Raw genomic sequence first — 17,290 nt, 5'->3', positions numbered from 1 at the left:
GCGGCATCGGGATCGGGATCCAAGAAGATGTGCCGGTGGTCGAAGGCGGCGAGCAGCGCGAACACCGGTACGTGCGGGTCGGCCAGCAGCGCCGACACCGGCCGGTGCAGGGTGGGGCGGCCGAGCATGATCACCTGCTTGGGCCGCAGCAACGGCAGCGCGAGGGGGTGTAGCGGGTTGGCGGGGGCCGGCGCCGTCGGCTCCGCGACGGTCGGCAGCTGGGCCAGGTTGGGCTGTGCGCCCGCGCCATGCCCGGCGATGACGACCGTGTCGGGTGACAGGTCGATGTCCAGCGGCTGGTCGAAGGTGACCGGGGGGGTGTAGGTCCACGGCCGCCCGCCCGCGCGGCCCGGCGGCGTCACCCCCTGGGGCTCGGGACCGGGGACCAGGGGTTCGCGCAGCGGGATGTCGAACTGCACGGGCCCGGCGTTGGCGGTGCGGGAGCCGGTGGCGGCCGTCAGCACCCGGCAGGTGGCCGATCGCCAGGTGGCATTGAGCGCGTCCAGCCGCTCGGGGGCGTCCTCGGCCAGGCCCAGGCTGATGGTGGCCCGCACCTGGGTGCCGAAGTAGCCCAGCTGCTCCATGGTCTGGTTGGCCCCGGTGCCCAACAGTTCGTAGGGCCGGTTGGCCGACAGCACGATCAGCGGCACCCGGGCGTAGTTGGCCTCGATCACCGCCGGGCCGAGGTTGGCGACGGCGGTGCCGGACGTCATGGCGACGCACACCGGCGCGCCGGCGGCGATGGCCAGGCCGATGGCCAGGTAGCCGGCGGTGCGCTCGTCGATGCGGACGTGCAGGCGGACCCGGCCGGCCCGGTCGGCGTCTTGCAGCGCGAAGGCCAGCGGGGCGTTGCGCGAACCGGGGCAGAGCACCACGTCGCGGACGCCGCCGCGAATCAGCTCGTCAACGACGACGCGAGCTTGTGTCGTCGAGGGGTTCACTCCTACAGGGTGTCATAGCCCGCTGACGATGCCCGCCGCAAGCGGCGGGAGGAGGCAGCGGGGGATCAACATAGCGCCTGGAGCACGCGCCCACCGCCGAGTTTTTGGACGCCTACCTCTGCTCGGCGAAGAACTTGAGCATGGCGGCGTTGACGGCGTCGGGCCGCTCGAAGAAGCCCAGATGGCCGGTGTCGGGGATCTGCACGTAGCGGCCGTTGGGCAGGGCGTCAGCGACCTCGCGGCCCAGGTACGGCGGGGTGAGCACGTCGTCGGAGAACCCGATCACCAGCACCGGCGTCGCGATGCTGCGGTAGGCGGTCAGCCGGCTGGTGTACGGCGCGACGTCGAGCTGGGCGCGCATGCCCGGGGTGGGCTTGACGGGCCAGGTGGAGAACATCGCGATCCAGTCCGCGACGGCGGTATCGTCGTTGAGCGTCTTACGGGAAAAGTTTTCCAGCAGGCGAATTTTCGCCTCGTATGCGGCCGGCAATGCGACTCCGGCGTCGGACAGCTCGGCCTCGGCGTCGCGGAAGAACTGCCGGGCCCGGTCCATGCGGCCGCGGGTGCCCATCAGCACCGCAGAACTGACCAGCTCGGGCCGGGCCAGCATGAGCTCCTGGGTGATGAACGCGCCCATCGACATCCCGACGACGCGGGCCGGGGCCGCGTTCAGGCCTTCGATCAGCGCCGCCGTGTCGTCGACCATGGTCTGCGTCGAGAAGCCCTCCGCGTTCTCGGTGGCGCCGATCCCGCGATTGTCGAAGGTGATGACGCGGTAGCCGGCCGCCAGGAACGCGGGGACTTGATAGGGCTGCCAGGTGCGTCCGGCGCCGCCGTGGCCGGCGATAAAGACCACGGGCTCACCGGAGCCGCGGTCGTCGTAAGCCAGGTTGATCACCCGGACGACGGTACAAGCAACTGATGGCAGGCCTTGACCCGGTCGATCCACCACTGCCGCCGCTCCGGCGCCGCCCGCAGCGCGCGCAGCCGCTGCGGATCGGGCCTGACCGGCCCCACCGGCAGGGTCCCGTCGACGGGCACTGTGAACTCAGTGGTCGCCACCACATCTTCGACGAACAGCCCGCCGGTGCCCAGCCCGCAGGCGTGCCGAAGCTGCGGCAGGGCCGCGGCGGCGGTCAGGCCCGCGGCGATGCCCACCGCCGAATCCAGCGCGCTGGAGACCACCACCGGGATGTCGATCTGCGCGGCGATCGCCAGCATTGCCGAAATCCCGCCCAGCGGAGCGACTTTGAGCACCGCGATGTCGGCGGCGCCGGCGCGGACCACGGCCAGCGGGTCGTCGGCCTTGCGGATGCTTTCGTCGGCGGCGATCGGCACCTCGACGCGGCGGCGCAGGGCCGCGAGCTCGGCGACCGTCGCGCAGGGCTGTTCGAGGTACTCGAGCGGGCCGTCGGCGGTCAGCGCGGCCGCGGCGGCCTGTGCCTCCTCGACGCTCCAGCCGCCGTTGGCGTCGACCCGCACGGTCGGCACCAGTTCACGCACGGCGTTGACCCGGGCGACGTCGTCGGCCAAAGTCTGTCCCGGCTCGGCGACCTTGACCTTGGCCGTACCGGCCCCGGGAAAGCGAGCCAGCACCTCCGGCACGTCGGCGGCGGCCACGGCCGGCACGGTCGCGTTGATCGGCACGCGCTCGCGGCGGGTGGGCGGCGGCCGGTGATACGCGGCCTCGATGCCCGACGCCAGCCAATGCGCGGCCTCGCGCGGCTGGTAGTCGAGGAACGCCCCGAACTCCCCCCAGCCTGCCGGGCCGTCGATCAGCGCGACCTCGCGGGTGGTGATGCCGCGAAACCGGACCCGCATGGGAAGCGCCACCACGTGCAGGCGGTCCAGCAGGTCTTCCAGCCGGGGTGGGCGCGGCGGGGTCACGCGCTGTAGACCCGGCGGCCCGCCAGATATGTCGCCCGCACCTCGAGGTCGGCGATCCGCTCGGGTGCGACGGCGCGCGGATCGGCCGAGAGCACCACCAGGTCGGCGTACTTGCCGACCTCCAGCGAGCCGATCAGGTCGTCGGAGAACAGCTGCCAGGCCGCGTCGATGGTCTGCGCGCGGATCGCCTGCTCGACCGTCAGGCGTTCCTCGGGCCCGAGCACTCGGCCGCTCGGCGCCGTGCGGGTCACCGCGACGCTGATGTTGCGCAGCGGCTCCTCGGGCGTGACGGGCGGATCGTTGTGCAGCGAGATGCGCATCCCGGTGGCGACCGCGGATCCGGCAGGCATCCAACGACTTCCGCGCTCCTCGCCGAACAGGCCGTCGACGATCACGTCGCCCCAGTAGTGGATCTGGTCGACGAAGATGCTGCAGGTGACGCCGAGGTCGTGGGCGCGCCGCAGCTGCTCGGGCCGGATGGCGCCGACGTGTTCGAGGCGCAGCCGGTGGTCGTCGCGCGGGTGGCGCTTCAGGGCCTCCTCGTAGACGTCGAGGATGGTATCCACACCGGCGTCGCCCTGCACGTGGCAGGCCATCGGCCAGCCCAGCGGGAAGTAGGCGCCGACGATCTCGCGCAGCTGCTCTTTGGTGTAGTTGGCGCAGCCGCACGACCCCGGCACGACGCCGATGATCCGGGTGGCCTCGGTGTCCAGGTAGGGAAACGACAGGTCGATGTTGCCGATCCACGGCGAGCCGTCGACCCAGATCTTGATGCCGATCTGGCGGGCCATGTCGTCACCCTGCCCGGGGGTGGCGGCCGTCGACATCTGCGGGTTGGAGATCTCGTAGGTGCGCAGCCGCACCGTCAGCCGCTCGCGCAGCTGGTCGAGCACCGGGCGGAAGTTCGGGTCGAACGCCATCTCCGAACAGGTGGTCAGGCCGGCCCGGTTGAGCCGGGCGCACTCGGCGAGCAGCATCCGTGGGTAGTCGGCGAAGTCGATGGCCCCGCCCAGCAGCGGGAACACCGCGCCGGTTTCCTCGGCGGTGCCGTCAAGTTCGCCGTCGGCGTCGCGGCCGTATTTCGCGCCCTTGGGGTCGGGGGTGTCGCGGGTCAGCCCGTGCAGCTTGGCGGCGTGCGAGTTGAAAAAGGCCTTGTGCCCGGAGTTGTGCATGATCACCAGCGGGCTGTCCGGCGCGATGTCGTCGAGCCAACTCAGCGTGGGTTCCGGAAGGCCGTTCTGCAGCAGCGGATCCCACCCGTTCAGGAAGGCGCCGTCGGACCCGCGGCGGGCGACCTCGGAGTGGATCGCCGCGACGACGTCGTCGGCGTCGCGCATGGTGACTGGGCGGATGTCGACGATGCGGTCCGACAGCGCGACCGCCTCCATCAACGGATGTCCGTGTGCCTCAACGAAACCCGGCATGACGCAGCCGTCACCGGCGTCGACCGTCCGGGTGTCGGGGCCGGCGAGGTCGGCGACCTCGGCCCGGGTTCCGACGGCAATGATCCTGCCGTCTTGCACCGCGAGCGCCTCGGCGGTGGGCCGCTGCTCGTCGACGGTCAGGATGGTTCCGGTGACGACGAGATCTGCCTGCCCCATGGGGAGGGATCCTAGTGGCGAGGCGGCAAACATGGATGGGTATCTCCGGTGCAGCCTGTCCCGCTTAGTAGGCGGCTACCTGAGCGGCAGCCGAACACTCTTCTGTAGAAACAGAGATAGACCCGGATGCTTGATGCGCTATCACAGGGGTGGCGGGCTGCGGTTGCATCCGGAGAGCGTTCATTGATGAATGCTCGGCTGAAGGCAGCGGGGCTTCCCGATCCACAGAGTTTGATCGCCGCAGAGGACGTACCGGTCGGCAAGCCAAGCCCGGAAGGTTATCTGAAGGGCGCAGCCGCTTTCGGGTTCCGGCCGGGACCGCGCGGTGACTGGCTGGCGAATGGGTGCCTGCCTAAACTTTCGCTTATGCAGCAGACGTTGCGTGTTGATACCGCGGGTGTGCAGGCGATGGCCGCCCGCTGGGGTGCTTCGGTGGAAGGACTGAACGCGACGGCAGCTCCCGCTGGGCGAGGGTTGTCGTGTCAGACCAGCGCGGCCGCAGTCAACGCTGCCCACATTGATGTCACCGCGTTCACCGCGGGGCTGGCCACACAGATGGGCGCGCACGTGACCGGCGTCGCCCAAGCCAACGCCTCTTACCTCGCCGAAGAAGCTGATTCGGCCACCAAACTCGGAGCGGTGGCTCACCCGGTTACCAGCGTGTAGCGATGGCAGCGGTCGCGGGGATTCCCGGCCTGTCAACGCTGTTGGCTTGGCCGACTGAGCATCTCACCGATGCGGCGGCTCACTGGGAGAACGTGGGCGAGCGTAGCTATAGTGTGGTACACCAGATTTGGCGAGATGCGCTCGCAGTGGATTGGCACGGTAACGCCGCCGACAAGCTGCGCTCTGCGACGCATGCGGACCTGCAAACTACCGACGCAGCAGTCGACCAGCTACAAACGGCAGCACGCGTCGCGCGCAATGGGGCGTCGGATCTGCATGCGGCCCGCTCCCGAGTGCACTACGCCGTCGAGGACGCTCGCACAGCCGGATTCGAAGTCGGCGAAGATCTTTCGGTCACGGACCGCATGACCGGCGGATCAGTCGCCCAACGGGCCGCCCGCCAAGCGGCAGCCCAATCCTTCGCCGGCGACATTCGTCAGCGCGCCGCACAACTGGTGAGCCTGGATCAACAAGTCGCCGGCAAAATCACTGCCGCCGTAGCCGAAATACGCGACACCTTCCCCCAGCGCTCCGCCCCTGACGCCTCTCCGCCGGCACCCAACGGCCGCATCCAAGCTGTCGACCACACTTGGAAACAAGATAGTGGCAACGGCCAAACGGATCCGCCGCCCCCTGATCCTCCCGCCCGAGGGTTGCCGCCCGACGGCCTTCATCCACCAGTCGATGGTTCCCTGACGCCAGGCCCGGCCAGCCGCCCCAGCGAACGAAGTGTCGGCGGCCAAAGTCTGTGGGATGAGCACGGTGGAGAATGGCGCTACTTCCCAGGCGACAAATGGCACAATCCGCATTGGGACTACAACCCCCACGCGAACCCAAATTCTCCTTGGGACAATATTCCGATCAACGGTCTTCCCCCTCGCATCGGTGGTGCTCCGCCGATCATCTCTGGGCTGCCGCCATGGCTTCAAAACCCTGCGGCAGCCGGGGTGCCCGGACCGCCACAGAACCCACTGCTGGCGCCATTCCCTGGTGCGACTATGCCGGCACCCCCACCCGCATCTTCCCCGCCGCCGGGCCCTGGCCTGATGCCGCACATGGACCTACCCGCACCGAGTCCCGGTGAACTGCAAACGGCAGGCGGCGAGACCGCGGTAATTGCCGGCGGGGGTCTGCTGGTGCTGATATTGGGGGCGCTGGCTCTTGCGTGAGAACCGAACTGATACGACCGGGCAGCCCTTCGACCCCGCCGCGGTGTCGTCGCTTGCGGAAGTGCTTGCCGAGCACACTGGCGGACTGACATTCGTTCCCGCAGCACACCTGCCGTTGTGGCTACCCGACCTCACCGTGCCACAGGGATGGGATTTTGGGGCGGTCCACCGCCCCACCGTGACGAGGATGCTGCTGCGGCGAGTCGGCACCGGCGACAACTGGGATGGTTGCGAGGTCCTAAATCTCTACCGTGTCTCAGGAACAGTGCCCGAGAAACTGGTATTCGACAACGCCGAGCGCACCTTGCGCGACAGCGGCGCCGATTCCATCCACACACACCACATCGATACGCCGCCGCGGTATGGCCTCATCGCTGTGCGTTCGTCAGGCCTGCTCCATATCGGCGCGCGTCTCGTGCACAGCCAATACACCTACTACGCGATCAATACGGCTGCTGGCGGCGCGCTCATCGAGCAGGCGGTGATGGTCGGCAGCGACGCGCAACCCACGCTAAGTGGCGAGGCGGCGAAGCTCACCGACGATTTGTACCGCGCACTGCTAGCCAGTATCGCCCGCGGCCCCGACGCCGCTCAGCTCCCGAGACATACCAAAGACGGCGCTGGCCGCCGCGCAGACCCTACCTCGTTGTCAACGCCTACATCCCCGCGGAACCAGCGGAGACCGGCCGTAAGTGGAGACCCATGAGCATCATTCGCGTCAACTTTCTTCCTGAATTTTATTTCGGTGACGACGCAGTCTTATTGACTTTGGACGGCGGCGGAGTCGCCGAACTTGAAGCTGCGCTCAGTGACGCCAAGCAGCACGGGGCGTCGCGACTCGAGCATCACGGAGTTACGCATGAGTTTCATATGGAGTCCGACGCTGCCGATATAGAGCTCGACCCCACGCACGTGATATGGCGGCTTGACGAAGCGAAGGCGGCCGAAATCATTGAAGACCTTGCTGTTCTCAGCGACGAGGGCAGCGTGGGTCGTCCAACCAAGGGCCACTTCTACGTCGACATGTCCACGCCCACCAAAACGCTCGTCGTGTCCCGCGACGAATACGTCGACGTGGTCTACCCCTGGCAGTCACCGGCATAACAATCGGGGACTGGACGAGGCGACGGAAGTACGACTCCGGTTTCTTCGTCGGGGAATGGTTAGCCGCTGGATTTTGCGTGAGCGACCTTAACGGTCCTGTAAGCAGCGCGTCCGCGAGGTCTTCGAGGGTGCGGCTGACCCAAATTGCAACACGTTCTAGTCTGACCACATGAGTGACGACCTGTTGCGCAACCCGACCCATAACGGCCACCTGCTAGTGGGCGCGCTCAAGCGCCACAAGACCAAGCCGGTGCTGTTTCTCGGCGACACCACGCTGACCGGCGGTCAGATGGCCGAGCGGATCAGCCAGTACATCCAGGCGTTCGAGGCGTTGGGCGCGGGCACCGGCGTCGCCGTCGGCCTGCTGTCGCTCAACCGGCCCGAGGTGCTGCTGATCATCGGCGCGGGCCAAACCCGCGGCTACCGGCGCACCGCGCTGCACCCGCTGGGCTCGCTGGACGACCACGCCTACGTGCTGAACGACGCCGGCATCAGCTCGCTGATCATCGACCCCAACCCGATGTTCGTCGAGCGGGCGCTGGCCCTGCTGGAGAAGGTGCCCGGGCTCAAGCAGATCCTGACCATCGGGCCGGTGCCCGAGGCGCTCAGCGGGGTGGCGGTCGACCTAGCGGCCGAGGCGGCCAAGTACGACCCGCAGCCGCTGGTGGCCGCGGACCTGCCGCCGGATCAGGTCATCGGCCTGACCTACACCGGCGGCACCACCGGCAAGCCCAAGGGCGTGATGGGCACCGCGCAGTCGATCTCCTCGATGACCCAGATCCAGCTTTCGGAGTGGGAGTGGCCGGAGGAGCCGCGGTTCCTGATGATCACTCCCCTGTCGCACGCCGGCGCGGCGTATTTCCTGCCCACCCTGATCAAGGGCGGCGAGATGCACGTGCTGCCCAAGTTCGACCCGGCCGATGTGCTGAAAACCATTGAGGAGAAACGCATTACGGCCACGTTCCTGGTGCCGTCGATGCTGTATGCGCTGATGGACCACCCGGACTCGCACACCCGCGACCTGTCGTCGCTGCAGACCGTCTACTACGGCGCCTCGGCGATCAATCCCGTCCGGCTGGCCGAGGCGATTCGCCGCTTCGGCAAGATCTTCGCCCAGAACTACGGGCAGTCCGAGGCGCCGATGGCCATCACCTACCTGGCCAAGAACGAGCACGACGAGAAGCGGCTGACATCCTGTGGCCGCCCAACGCTGTTCGCGCGGGTGGCGCTGCTGGGTGAGGACGGCAAGCCGGTCCCGCAGGGCGAGCCGGGCGAAATCTGTGTCAGCGGGCCGCTTTTGGCGGGCGGGTACTGGAACCTGCCCGAGGCGACGGCCGAGACGTTCAAGGACGGCTGGCTGCACACCGGCGACATGGCCCGCGAGGACGAGGACGGCTTCTACTTCATCGTCGACCGGGTCAAGGACATGATCGTCACCGGCGGCTTCAACGTGTTCCCGCGCGAGGTCGAGGACGTCGTCGCCGAGCACCCGGCCATCGCCCAGGTGTGTGTGGTCGGCGCCCCGGACGAGAAGTGGGGCGAGGCCGTCACCGCGGTGGTGGTGTTGCGCTCCGACGCGCCCCGCGACGACGCGGCGATCGAGAAGATGACCGCCGAGATCCAGGCCGCCGTCAAGGACCGCAAGGGTTCGGTGCAGTCGCCCAAGCGCGTGGTGCTCGCCGACTCGCTGCCGTTGACCGGGCTCGGCAAGCCGGACAAGAAGGCCGTGCGCGCGCAGTTCTGGGAGGGCGCGGCCCGCTCGGTCGGCTGACCGCTCGCGAGCACCGCGCTGGCGTGACGTTCGACGGCTAGAGTGACTCTGGCGTGACGCTCGGCGGGACGGCGGGGCTAGGCCGAGACGCCGGCGACCAGCAGGTCGAGCATGCGCCCGGTCTGCTCCGGTGAACCGCTGACCAGAAAGATGCCGATCAGGCTGGACACCACGTCGTCGGCCTGCACATCGGCGCGCAGGCTCGCGTCGTCGGCGCCGGCCTGCAACAGCGACTCGACGGCGCCCACGATGCTGTCGCGAGTCTGGCTGGGCGCAAGCGCACCCGAGTCGAAGATCGCCTGCAGAGACTCGGCCATGCCGCGCTTGGCGGCGACGAAACTCGCGTAGCGGTCCATCCAGCGGCGCAGCGCCGTCTTAGGCGGATGGCGCTCGAGCAGCTGCCCGGCGGCCGCGGCCACCTCGGCGAGCTCGGCGCGGTAGATGGCCTCGACGAGCGCCTCCCGGTTGGGGAAATGGCGGTACAGCGTGCCGATCCCCACCCCCGCGTCGCGGGCGATCGACTCGAGCGAGGCCGCCGCGCCGCGCGCGGTGAACGCCGCGGTGGCCGCCTGCAACAGCCGTTCGCGATTGCGGCGCGCGTCCGACCTTCCCACCAAAGCGGAGGCTCCTCCGTTTCTGTTACGCTGTGAATGCGGAGGCCCCTCCGCTTCACCAGTGTGTCACCCGATCCTTCAGGAGCACCATGACAGACCAACCCCGGCCCGGCGGCATCGGCACTCTGGGCGCGACGCCCGTCGCCCGCATGGGTTACGGCGCCATGCAACTGTTCGAGGCAACGACCGCCGACGACGCGGCCGCGGTGCTGCGTCGCGCGATCGAACTGGGCGTCAACCACATCGACACCGCGTCGTTCTACGGACCCGGAGAGGTGAACCGCCGGATCCGCGCGGCACTGGCCCCCTACCCCGACGATCTCGTCGTCGTCAGCAAGGTCGGCGCGCGCTACACCGGCGAACAACCGATCCCGCTGGCGCCGGCACAACGGCCCGCCGAACTGCGCGCCGCCGTCGAAGACGACCTGCGCCAGCTCGGCCTGGACAGGATCCCGGTGGTCAACCTGCGCCGGCTCGACGCCGGGATCGGCATGTCCGCCGAGGGCGACCAGGTCGTCGACCTCGACGACCAGCTGGCCGAGATGATCGCGCTGCGCGACGAGGGCAAGATCGGCGCGATCGGGATCAGCAGCGTGCCGCACGACGTGCTGCGGCGAGCGCTGCCCGCCGGCATCGTCTGCGTGCAGAACGCCTACAGCCTGCTGGACCGCTCCCAGGAAGCCGCGCTCGAGCTGTGCGTGGACGAGGGCATCGCCTGGGTCCCCTACTTCCCGCTCGGCTCGGCGTTCCCCGGATTCCCGAAGGTCGCCGACAACCCGGTGGTGGCCGATATCGCCGGCGAGCTGGGCGTCACCGGCGCCCAGGTCGGGTTGGCCTGGATCCTGGCGCACGCGCCGAACACGTTGCTGATTCCCGGCACCCGGTCGGTCGCCCACCTCGAGGAGAACATCGCCGCGGCCGGCGTCACACTGAGCGCCGAGGCAATCGCCCGGCTCGACGCCGTCGCCACACCCGGCGCCGACCCCTGGGCACACGGCGTCGAACCCTTCCTGGAGGCGCCCCAGACCTGACTACTGTGTCAGGCATGGGTACGCCCGACGGCATCAAGCCGTCCCCCAAACCGCCGTGGTGGCTGAAGCCGGCGAACAAGGTCGTCATCCGGCTCTCGCGGCTGGGCCTGAGCTTCGGTGGTGAAAGCCCGGTGGTGTTGACCGTGCCCGGCCGCAAGTCCGGCACACCCCGGTCGACGCCGGTGACGCCGATGACGGTGGACGGCAAACGCTATGTGGTGGGCGGGTTTCCGGGCGCGGATTGGATCCGCAACGTGCGTGCCGCCGAGTACGCGACGCTGGCCCGCGGCCGGCACCGCGAGCGGGTGCGGATGGTGGAGCTGTCCGCTGACGCGGCGCGCCCGTTCTTGCGGGCGTTCCCCACCGAGGTGCCCACCGGCGTCGGCTTCATGAAGCGCTCAGGGCTGGTCACCGACGGCCGCCCCGAGGAGTTCGAGACGCTGACGGGCGTGTGTCCGGTATTTCGGCTGGACCCGGCATAGGAGTTCAAAAACCTTGAGTGACAACCCCTTTGATGCCCACCAGTGGCGTCCGGTGGACGGGTTCGGCGACCTGACCGACATCACCTATCACCACCACGTCGACGACGCCACGGTGCGGGTGGCGTTCGACCGGCCCGAGGTGCGCAACGCGTTCCGGCCGCACACCGTCGACGAGCTCTACCGGGTGCTCGACCATGCCCGGATGTCCCCCGACGTCGGGGTGGTGCTGCTCACCGGCAACGGGCCCTCGCCCCGGGACGGCGGCTGGGCGTTCTGTTCCGGCGGCGATCAACGCATCCGCGGGCGCAGCGGCTACCAATACGCCACCGGCGAGACCGCCGACACCGTCGACCCCGCCCGCGCCGGGCGGCTGCACATCCTCGAGGTGCAGCGGCTGATCCGGTTCATGCCCAAGGTGGTGATCTGTCTGGTCAACGGGTGGGCCGCCGGCGGCGGGCACAGCCTGCACGTGGTGTGCGACCTCACCCTGGCCAGCCGCGAACACGCCCGCTTCAAGCAGACCGACGCCGACGTCGGCAGCTTCGACGGCGGCTACGGCAGCGCGTACCTGGCGCGGCAGGTCGGCCAGAAGTTCGCCCGCGAGATCTTCTTCCTCGGCCGCCCCTACACCGCCGAGCAGATGCACCACATGGGCGCGGTCAACGCCGTCGTCGACCATGCCGAGCTGGAATCCGAAGCCATCGGATGGGCGCGCGAGATCAACGCGAAATCCCCACAGGCGCAACGGATGCTGAAGTTCGCGTTCAACCTGCTCGACGACGGCCTGGTGGGCCAACAGCTGTTCGCGGGCGAGGCCACCCGGCTGGCCTACATGACCGACGAAGCCGTCGAGGGCCGCGACGCCTTCCTGGAAAAGCGCGACCCGGACTGGAGCCGGTTCCCCCGCTACTTCTGAGCGGCCGGGGTGCCCGGGGCCACCGCCTAGACTCGCCTCCCGTGAGCAAGAGTCCCCTTCGCCGGATCGCCGACCAGTTCGTGCTGGCGACCATGCGCCCTCCGATGGCGCCGCAAGTGTTGGTCAACCGTCCGCTGATGAAGCCGATCGAGCTGGCCGGCAAGCGCATCCTGCTCACCGGGGCGTCGTCGGGTATCGGCGAGGCCGCGGCCGAACAGTTCGCCCGGGCGGGCGCCACGGTGGTCGTCGTGGCCCGCCGCCAGGAACTGCTCGACGCGCTCGCGGACCGCATCACCTCGGCGGGCGGTGACGCCATCTCCATCCCGTGCGACGTCTCGGACCTCGACGCCGTCGACGCGCTGGTCGCCGACGTCGAAAAGCGTCTCGGCGGAATCGACATCCTGATCAACAACGCTGGCCGGTCCATCCGCCGGCCGCTGGCCGAGTCGCTGGAACGCTGGCACGACGTCGAGCGGACGATGGTGCTCAACTATTACGCGCCGCTGCGGCTGATCCGCGGGCTGGCGCCGGGCATGATCGAGCGCGGCGACGGGCACATCATCAACGTCTCGACGTGGGGCGTGCTGTCGGAGGCCTCACCGCTGTTCGCGGTGTACAACGCCTCGAAGGCCGCGCTGTCGACGGTGAGCCGGGTGGTGGAAACCGAGTGGGGCGACAAGGGCGTGCACTCGACCACGCTGTACTACCCGCTGGTGGCCACCCCGATGATCGCGCCGACCAAGGCCTACCAGGGAATGCCGGCGCTGACGCCGGAGGAGGCCGGCGAGTGGATGATCACCGCCGCCCGCACCCGCCCGGTGCGCATCGCGCCGCGGATGGCGATCGCCGCCAAGGCGCTGGACACGTTCGGCCCGCGCTGGGTCAACGCCGTCATGCAGCGCCAGAGCATCCAGCCCAACCGCAACAGCGACGGCTGACCCGGCCGCCGCAACGGGCCGTTTTACCCGGCCACTGTGATAGACACGACGCTATGGAGATCCTGGCCAGTCGGATGTTGCTCCGGCCGGCGGACTATCAGCAGTCGCTGACCTTCTACCGCGACCAGATCGGCCTGGCGATCGCGCGTGAATACGGCGCGGGCACAGTCTTTTTCGCGGGGCAGTCGCTGCTCGAATTGGCCGGTTACGGCTCCCCGGACCACTCGCGCGGACCGTTCCCGGGCGCGCTGTGGCTGCAGGTCCGCGACATCGAGGCGACCCAGGCCGAACTGCGCGGCCGGGGGGTGGCCATCGCGCGCGAGGCGCGCCAGGAGCCGTGGGGCCTCTACGAAATGCACGTGACCGACCCGGACGGGATCACCCTGATATTCCTCGAAATACCCTCCGACCACCCGCTACGGCGTGACACCCGAGGTGAACGACGGGGAAATTCCGGTTAACTGAGAGGTAACATCTGGCGACGAGTCAAGGTACACCCGCGTTTCGACTGCCTCAGCATTCGACAATGGAATCCTCCTACCACCAGAATCAGGCGCTGTGAACATCCAATTGTTCCTCTTGATCATTGTCGTAATCACGGCATTGGCTTTCGATTTCACCAACGGCTTCCATGACACGGGCAACGCGATGGCGACCTCGATCGCCAGCGGTGCACTCAAGCCCAAGACGGCGGTCGCGCTCTCGGCGGTGCTGAATTTGGTGGGCGCTTTCTTGTCCACCGCCGTCGCCGCGACCATCGCCAAGGGCCTGATCGACTCCAACATCGTGACGCTGGAACTGGTCTTCGCCGGCCTCGTGGGCGGCGTCGTCTGGAACCTGCTGACCTGGCTCCTCGGCATCCCGTCGAGTTCGTCGCACGCCCTGATCGGCGGCATCGTCGGCGCCACCATCGCCGCCGTCGGCGCGCACGGCGTGATCTGGAAGGGCGTGATCTCCAAGGCGATCATCCCGGCCGTCGTCTCGGCGATCCTGGCCATCGTGGTCGGCGCGGTCGCGACCTGGCTGGTCTACCGGATCACCCGGGGCGTCCCGTCGGCCCGCACCGAAGCGGGCTTCCGGCGCGGTCAGATCGGGTCGGCGTCGCTGGTCTCGCTGGCCCACGGCACCAACGACGCCCAGAAGACGATGGGCATCATCTTCCTGGCGCTGATCTCCTACGGCTCGGTGAGCAAGACGGCGTCGATGCCGCCGCTGTGGGTCATCGTGAGCTGCGCGGTGGCCATGGCGACCGGCACCTACCTCGGTGGCTGGCGCATCATCCGCACCCTGGGCAAGGGCCTGGTCGAGATCCAGTCGCCGCAGGGCATGGCGGCCGAGTCCTCCTCGGCCGCGGTGATTTTGCTCTCCGCGCACTTCGGCTACGCGCTGTCGACCACCCAGGTTTGCACCGGTTCGGTGCTGGGCAGCGGGTTGGGCAAGCCCGGCGGCGAGGTCCGGTGGGGTGTTGCCGCCCGGATGGGCGTCGCCTGGCTGGTGACGCTGCCGCTGGCCGGCCTGGTCGGCGCCCTGACCTACTGGATCGTGCACCTGATCGGCGGCTACCCCGGCGCGATCATCGGCTTCGCGCTGCTGGTCGCCGTCTCGGCCACCATCTACATCCGGTCGCGCAAGGTCAAGGTCGACCACAACAACGTCAACGCCGAATGGCAGGGCGACCTGACCAGCGGGCTCGACTCCGACGAGCAGCACCCGCCGTCGGACGCCGGACCCACGCTCGGCGGCACCGCTCCCCGGCACGACTCCGACGACCCTACGGTTAAGGCGAGCGCTTCATGAGTCACATCAGCGACTGGTTCAACTACCAAGCCAGCTTGAAGATCCTCGTCTTCGCCATGCTGGCGGGCGCCGCCCTGCCGGGGCTGTTCGCCCTCGGGATCCGGCTGCAGTCCGCCGGAGCCGGTGACGTCAACGGCGCCAGCAACGGCAGCGCGACGCAGCGCAACCCGGTGCTGACGGGGGTGGCGTGGGCCATCTACGCGCTGGTGATCGCGGTGATCGCGCTGGCTCTGGCCTACATCGCCCGTGACTTCATCGCACATCACACCGGCTATCCGTTCCTCGGAGCGAAACCCAAGTAGCATCGGTTAATGCCCACCGAGTTACCGAACCGGACACCGGGGGGAGCTGTATCAGCGTGAACGGATTCCTCAACTCCATCGTGTCCTGGCTGCGCGCGGGATACCCCGAAGGCGTTCCGGCGACCGACACCTTCCCGGTGCTCGCGCTGCTGGCCCGCCGGTTGTCCAACGACGAAGCCAAGGCCGTGGCCTGCGAGCTGGTTCGGCGCGGTGAGTTCGACGATGTCGACATCGGCGTGCTGATCACCCAGATCACCGACGAGCTGCCGTCGCCGGATGACGTTGAGCGCGTGCGGGTCCGGTTGGCGGCCCAGGGCTGGCCGTTCGACGAAGCCGACGAGGCCGGGGACCCGGCATAGTCGCACTGCGCGCACTGCACGTCCCGCCGGGTGCGGCAGCCTCGACGCTATTGCCCGCCCTGGAACGGGTGCTCGACGGGCGCGACCCCGCACTTCTCGCGCTGCCCGGGGCCGACGATCGGGAGTCGGCCGCGCTGCGGGCGGGCCTGCGCGTCGGGGAATCCATCGACGAGGACGTGGCGGTGGTCGTGGCGACGTCGGGTACCACCGGAGTTCCCAAAGGCGCCTTGTTGACCGCCGCCGCGCTGGCGGCCAGCGCCGCGGCCACCCACGACCGCCTCGGCGGCCCAGGCAGCTGGCTGCTCGCCCTGCCGCCGCACCACATCGCCGGGTTGCAGGTCTTGGTGCGCAGCGCGCTCGCCGGCGCGGTACCGGTCGAGATGGATGTTTCGGCCGGGTTCGACGCCACCGAATTGCCCAGCGCGATAAGGAGATTGGGCTCGGGGCGGCGGTACACGTCGCTGGTCGCCGCGCAGCTGGCCAAGGCGCTGGGCGATCCGGCGGCCGCGGCAGCGCTGGCCGAGCTGGACGCGGTGCTGCTCGGCGGCGGTCCCGCTCCGCGACCCGTCCTCGACGCCGCCGCCGCGGCCGGCATCACCGTGGTCCGCACCTACGGGATGAGCGAGACCGCCGGCGGATGCGTGTACGACGGCGTACCGCTGGACGGGGTCCGGCTGCGCACGGTCGACGGCCGCATCGTCATCGGGGGCGCGACGCTGGCCAAGGGCTACCGCAACCCGGTCGACCCGGATCCGTTCGCCGAGCCGGGCTGGTTTCGCACCGACGACCTCGGCGCCGTCAGCGCTGCGGGCGTGCTGACCGTGCTGGGCCGTGCCGACGACGCGATCAGCACGGGCGGACTGACCGTGCTGCCGCAGCCGGTCGAGGCGGCGCTGTGTGCCCATCCGGCCGTGAGCGACTGCGCGGTGTTCGGCGTGGCCGACGACCGGCTGGGGCAGCGGGTGGTCGCCGCGATCGTGGTGCAAGACGGATCCGCCGCGCCGAGCCTGGACGACCTGCGCGCGCAGGTGACCCGCACCCTGGACGCCACCGCCGCCCCGCGCGAGTTGCACGTCGTTGCCGCACTGCCGCGCCGCGGCATCGGCAAGGTCGATCGGGCGGCGTTGGTGCGCCGGTTCGCCGCGCCAAGCGATCAATAGGCTGTTCGTCCGTGAGGATCGCTCGACGGGGGGCAGCGCGCGAAGCGGTAGCGGTCACGGTCGGGGTGGTCCTGGTGGCGGCGGCGTTCGTGTTGCCGCGGCTGAACCTCGGGGTGCGGCCCCGCCTGGATGTCGGCGCCGAGAAGTTCGCCACCCACGCCGGATCCGCGCCGATCTTCGGCGAATGGCTGATCCACGCCGGCTGGGGAACCGGGCCGGCCATCGCCATCGCGATCGCCGTCGTGGCCTGGGGACCGGTTGTGGCGCAACGCCTTTCGTGGCGCGCATTGACGCTGGGCAGCTGGGCCACCGCGTGCGGCTGGGCGTTCGCGCTGGCGATGATCGACGGGTGGCAGCGCGGCTTCGCCGGGCGACTGACCACCCGGGATGAATACCTGTCACAGGTGCCGGGCATCACCGACATTCCCGCCACGCTGCGCACGTTCGCCAGCCGAATCGTGGACTACCAGCCGAACTCGTGGACCACCCACGTGTCGGGGCATCCGCCCGGCGCGCTGCTGACGTTCGTCTGGCTGGACCGGCTCGGCCTGC

At 69.2% G+C, this 17,290-nt stretch carries 19 protein-coding genes and 1 pseudogene; 15 read left to right on the top strand and 5 right to left on the bottom strand.

Features of this window, described 5'->3' with window-relative positions; translation table 11 throughout:
- The 4 genes from menD to DQP58_RS21495 all read right to left on the bottom strand — a co-directional run.
- Positions 1-941, bottom strand: a 941-nt coding sequence (menD, locus tag DQP58_RS21510; RefSeq protein WP_112710217.1) for a 2-succinyl-5-enolpyruvyl-6-hydroxy-3-cyclohexene-1-carboxylic-acid synthase, incomplete at its 3' end; no start/stop codon positions are given.
- A gap of 112 nt (positions 942-1,053) precedes the next feature.
- Positions 1,054-1,839 (bottom strand): alpha/beta fold hydrolase, encoded by a 786-nt coding sequence (locus tag DQP58_RS21505; RefSeq protein ID WP_112710216.1) that lies wholly within the window; start codon positions 1,837-1,839, stop codon positions 1,054-1,056.
- Positions 1,836-2,828, bottom strand: a complete 993-nt coding sequence (locus tag DQP58_RS21500) for an o-succinylbenzoate synthase (protein ID WP_112710215.1) — start codon at positions 2,826-2,828, stop codon at positions 1,836-1,838. Before DQP58_RS21500 ends, DQP58_RS21505 begins: the two co-directional genes overlap by 4 nt.
- Positions 2,825-4,429 (bottom strand): amidohydrolase, encoded by a 1,605-nt coding sequence (locus DQP58_RS21495; RefSeq protein ID WP_112710214.1) that lies wholly within the window; start codon positions 4,427-4,429, stop codon positions 2,825-2,827. The genes DQP58_RS21500 and DQP58_RS21495 overlap by 4 nt, the downstream gene beginning before the upstream one ends.
- A 186-nt stretch (positions 4,430-4,615) precedes the next feature.
- Here DQP58_RS21495 and DQP58_RS27270 point away from each other — a divergent pair, with 186 nt between their 5' ends.
- The 5 genes from DQP58_RS27270 to fadD8 all read left to right on the top strand — a co-directional run bounded on the left by DQP58_RS27270 (position 4,616) and on the right by fadD8 (position 9,139).
- Positions 4,616-5,095 carry a hypothetical protein gene (locus DQP58_RS27270; protein WP_240630038.1) on the top strand — a complete coding sequence of 160 codons (480 nt, stop codon included), beginning with the start codon at positions 4,616-4,618 and terminating at the stop codon, positions 5,093-5,095.
- Positions 5,096-5,097: 2 nt separating this feature from the next.
- The gene (locus DQP58_RS21480; RefSeq protein WP_112710213.1) at positions 5,098-6,264 is read left to right on the top strand and encodes a WXG100 family type VII secretion target; all 1,167 of its coding nucleotides are present in this window, start codon (positions 5,098-5,100) and stop codon (positions 6,262-6,264) included.
- A 187-nt stretch (positions 6,265-6,451) separates the two neighbouring features.
- Positions 6,452-6,970, top strand: a complete 519-nt coding sequence (locus tag DQP58_RS27265) for a hypothetical protein (protein ID WP_240630036.1) — start codon at positions 6,452-6,454, stop codon at positions 6,968-6,970.
- A complete protein-coding gene (locus DQP58_RS27260; RefSeq protein WP_240630033.1) occupies positions 6,967-7,368 on the top strand; it encodes a hypothetical protein in 402 nt (133 codons plus the stop codon). The genes DQP58_RS27265 and DQP58_RS27260 overlap by 4 nt, the downstream gene beginning before the upstream one ends.
- Positions 7,369-7,537: 169 nt before the next feature.
- Entirely contained in the window at positions 7,538-9,139 is a 1,602-nt protein-coding gene (gene fadD8, locus DQP58_RS21470) for a fatty-acid--CoA ligase FadD8 (protein WP_112710212.1), read from the top strand.
- Positions 9,140-9,216: 77 nt separating this feature from the next.
- On the opposite strand, the gene DQP58_RS21465 is transcribed toward fadD8, so the two are convergent.
- Entirely contained in the window at positions 9,217-9,756 is a 540-nt protein-coding gene (locus DQP58_RS21465) for a TetR/AcrR family transcriptional regulator (RefSeq protein WP_112710211.1), read from the bottom strand.
- Positions 9,757-9,842: 86 nt separating this feature from the next.
- Here DQP58_RS21465 and DQP58_RS21460 point away from each other — a divergent pair, with 86 nt between their 5' ends.
- The 10 genes and pseudogenes from DQP58_RS21460 to DQP58_RS21415 all read left to right on the top strand — a co-directional run.
- The gene (locus DQP58_RS21460) at positions 9,843-10,784 is read left to right on the top strand and encodes an aldo/keto reductase (RefSeq protein ID WP_112710210.1); all 942 of its coding nucleotides are present in this window, start codon (positions 9,843-9,845) and stop codon (positions 10,782-10,784) included.
- Between the two features lie 14 nt (positions 10,785-10,798).
- Positions 10,799-11,266: a nitroreductase family deazaflavin-dependent oxidoreductase gene (locus tag DQP58_RS21455; protein WP_112710218.1), complete on the top strand. Its 468-nt coding sequence runs from the start codon at positions 10,799-10,801 to the stop codon at positions 11,264-11,266.
- Between the two features lie 13 nt (positions 11,267-11,279).
- Complete coding sequence (locus DQP58_RS21450; protein ID WP_112710209.1) at positions 11,280-12,182, top strand: 1,4-dihydroxy-2-naphthoyl-CoA synthase; 903 nt, start codon at positions 11,280-11,282, stop codon at positions 12,180-12,182.
- Positions 12,183-12,223: 41 nt separating this feature from the next.
- Positions 12,224-13,120, top strand: a complete 897-nt coding sequence (locus tag DQP58_RS21445) for an SDR family oxidoreductase (protein WP_112710208.1) — start codon at positions 12,224-12,226, stop codon at positions 13,118-13,120.
- A gap of 53 nt (positions 13,121-13,173) precedes the next feature.
- Positions 13,174-13,581 (top strand): VOC family protein, encoded by a 408-nt coding sequence (locus tag DQP58_RS21440; protein WP_066873293.1) that lies wholly within the window; start codon positions 13,174-13,176, stop codon positions 13,579-13,581.
- A 97-nt stretch (positions 13,582-13,678) separates the two neighbouring features.
- Complete coding sequence (locus tag DQP58_RS21435) at positions 13,679-14,917, top strand: inorganic phosphate transporter (protein ID WP_112710207.1); 1,239 nt, start codon at positions 13,679-13,681, stop codon at positions 14,915-14,917.
- A complete protein-coding gene (locus tag DQP58_RS21430; protein WP_112710206.1) occupies positions 14,914-15,219 on the top strand; it encodes a hypothetical protein in 306 nt (101 codons plus the stop codon). The genes DQP58_RS21435 and DQP58_RS21430 overlap by 4 nt, the downstream gene beginning before the upstream one ends.
- A 56-nt stretch (positions 15,220-15,275) precedes the next feature.
- A complete protein-coding gene (locus DQP58_RS21425) occupies positions 15,276-15,578 on the top strand; it encodes a DUF3349 domain-containing protein (protein WP_066873301.1) in 303 nt (100 codons plus the stop codon).
- A gap of 68 nt (positions 15,579-15,646) precedes the next feature.
- Positions 15,647-16,738: an o-succinylbenzoate--CoA ligase gene (gene menE, locus DQP58_RS21420; protein WP_240630041.1), complete on the top strand. Its 1,092-nt coding sequence runs from the start codon at positions 15,647-15,649 to the stop codon at positions 16,736-16,738.
- 17 nt (positions 16,739-16,755) lie between these two features.
- A pseudogene (locus tag DQP58_RS21415) lies at positions 16,756-17,290 on the top strand (hypothetical protein); the annotation flags it as partial.

It is taken from the genome of Mycobacterium colombiense (genome assembly GCF_003284975.1).
Classification (GTDB): Bacteria; Actinomycetota; Actinomycetes; order Mycobacteriales; family Mycobacteriaceae; genus Mycobacterium; species Mycobacterium europaeum_A.
The sequence above is the reverse complement of the archived record's forward strand: the minus strand, read 5'-3'. Positions and strand labels throughout refer to the sequence as shown.

What these genes read in the sequence shown, in the direction of transcription:
- DQP58_RS21495 (WP_112710214.1), bottom strand. Translation starts at nt 4,429, where the DNA reads ATGGGGCAGGCAGATCTCGTCGTCACCGGAACCATCCTGACCGTCGAC.
- DQP58_RS27270 (WP_240630038.1), top strand. Translation starts at nt 4,616, where the DNA reads ATGAATGCTCGGCTGAAGGCAGCGGGGCTTCCCGATCCACAGAGTTTG.
- DQP58_RS21480 (WP_112710213.1), top strand. Translation starts at nt 5,098, where the DNA reads ATGGCAGCGGTCGCGGGGATTCCCGGCCTGTCAACGCTGTTGGCTTGG.
- DQP58_RS27265 (WP_240630036.1), top strand. Translation starts at nt 6,452, where the DNA reads ATGCTGCTGCGGCGAGTCGGCACCGGCGACAACTGGGATGGTTGCGAG.
- DQP58_RS27260 (WP_240630033.1), top strand. Translation starts at nt 6,967, where the DNA reads ATGAGCATCATTCGCGTCAACTTTCTTCCTGAATTTTATTTCGGTGAC.
- fadD8 (WP_112710212.1), top strand. Translation starts at nt 7,538, where the DNA reads ATGAGTGACGACCTGTTGCGCAACCCGACCCATAACGGCCACCTGCTA.
- DQP58_RS21460 (WP_112710210.1), top strand. Translation starts at nt 9,843, where the DNA reads ATGACAGACCAACCCCGGCCCGGCGGCATCGGCACTCTGGGCGCGACG.
- DQP58_RS21455 (WP_112710218.1), top strand. Translation starts at nt 10,799, where the DNA reads ATGGGTACGCCCGACGGCATCAAGCCGTCCCCCAAACCGCCGTGGTGG.
- DQP58_RS21440 (WP_066873293.1), top strand. Translation starts at nt 13,174, where the DNA reads ATGGAGATCCTGGCCAGTCGGATGTTGCTCCGGCCGGCGGACTATCAG.
- DQP58_RS21430 (WP_112710206.1), top strand. Translation starts at nt 14,914, where the DNA reads ATGAGTCACATCAGCGACTGGTTCAACTACCAAGCCAGCTTGAAGATC.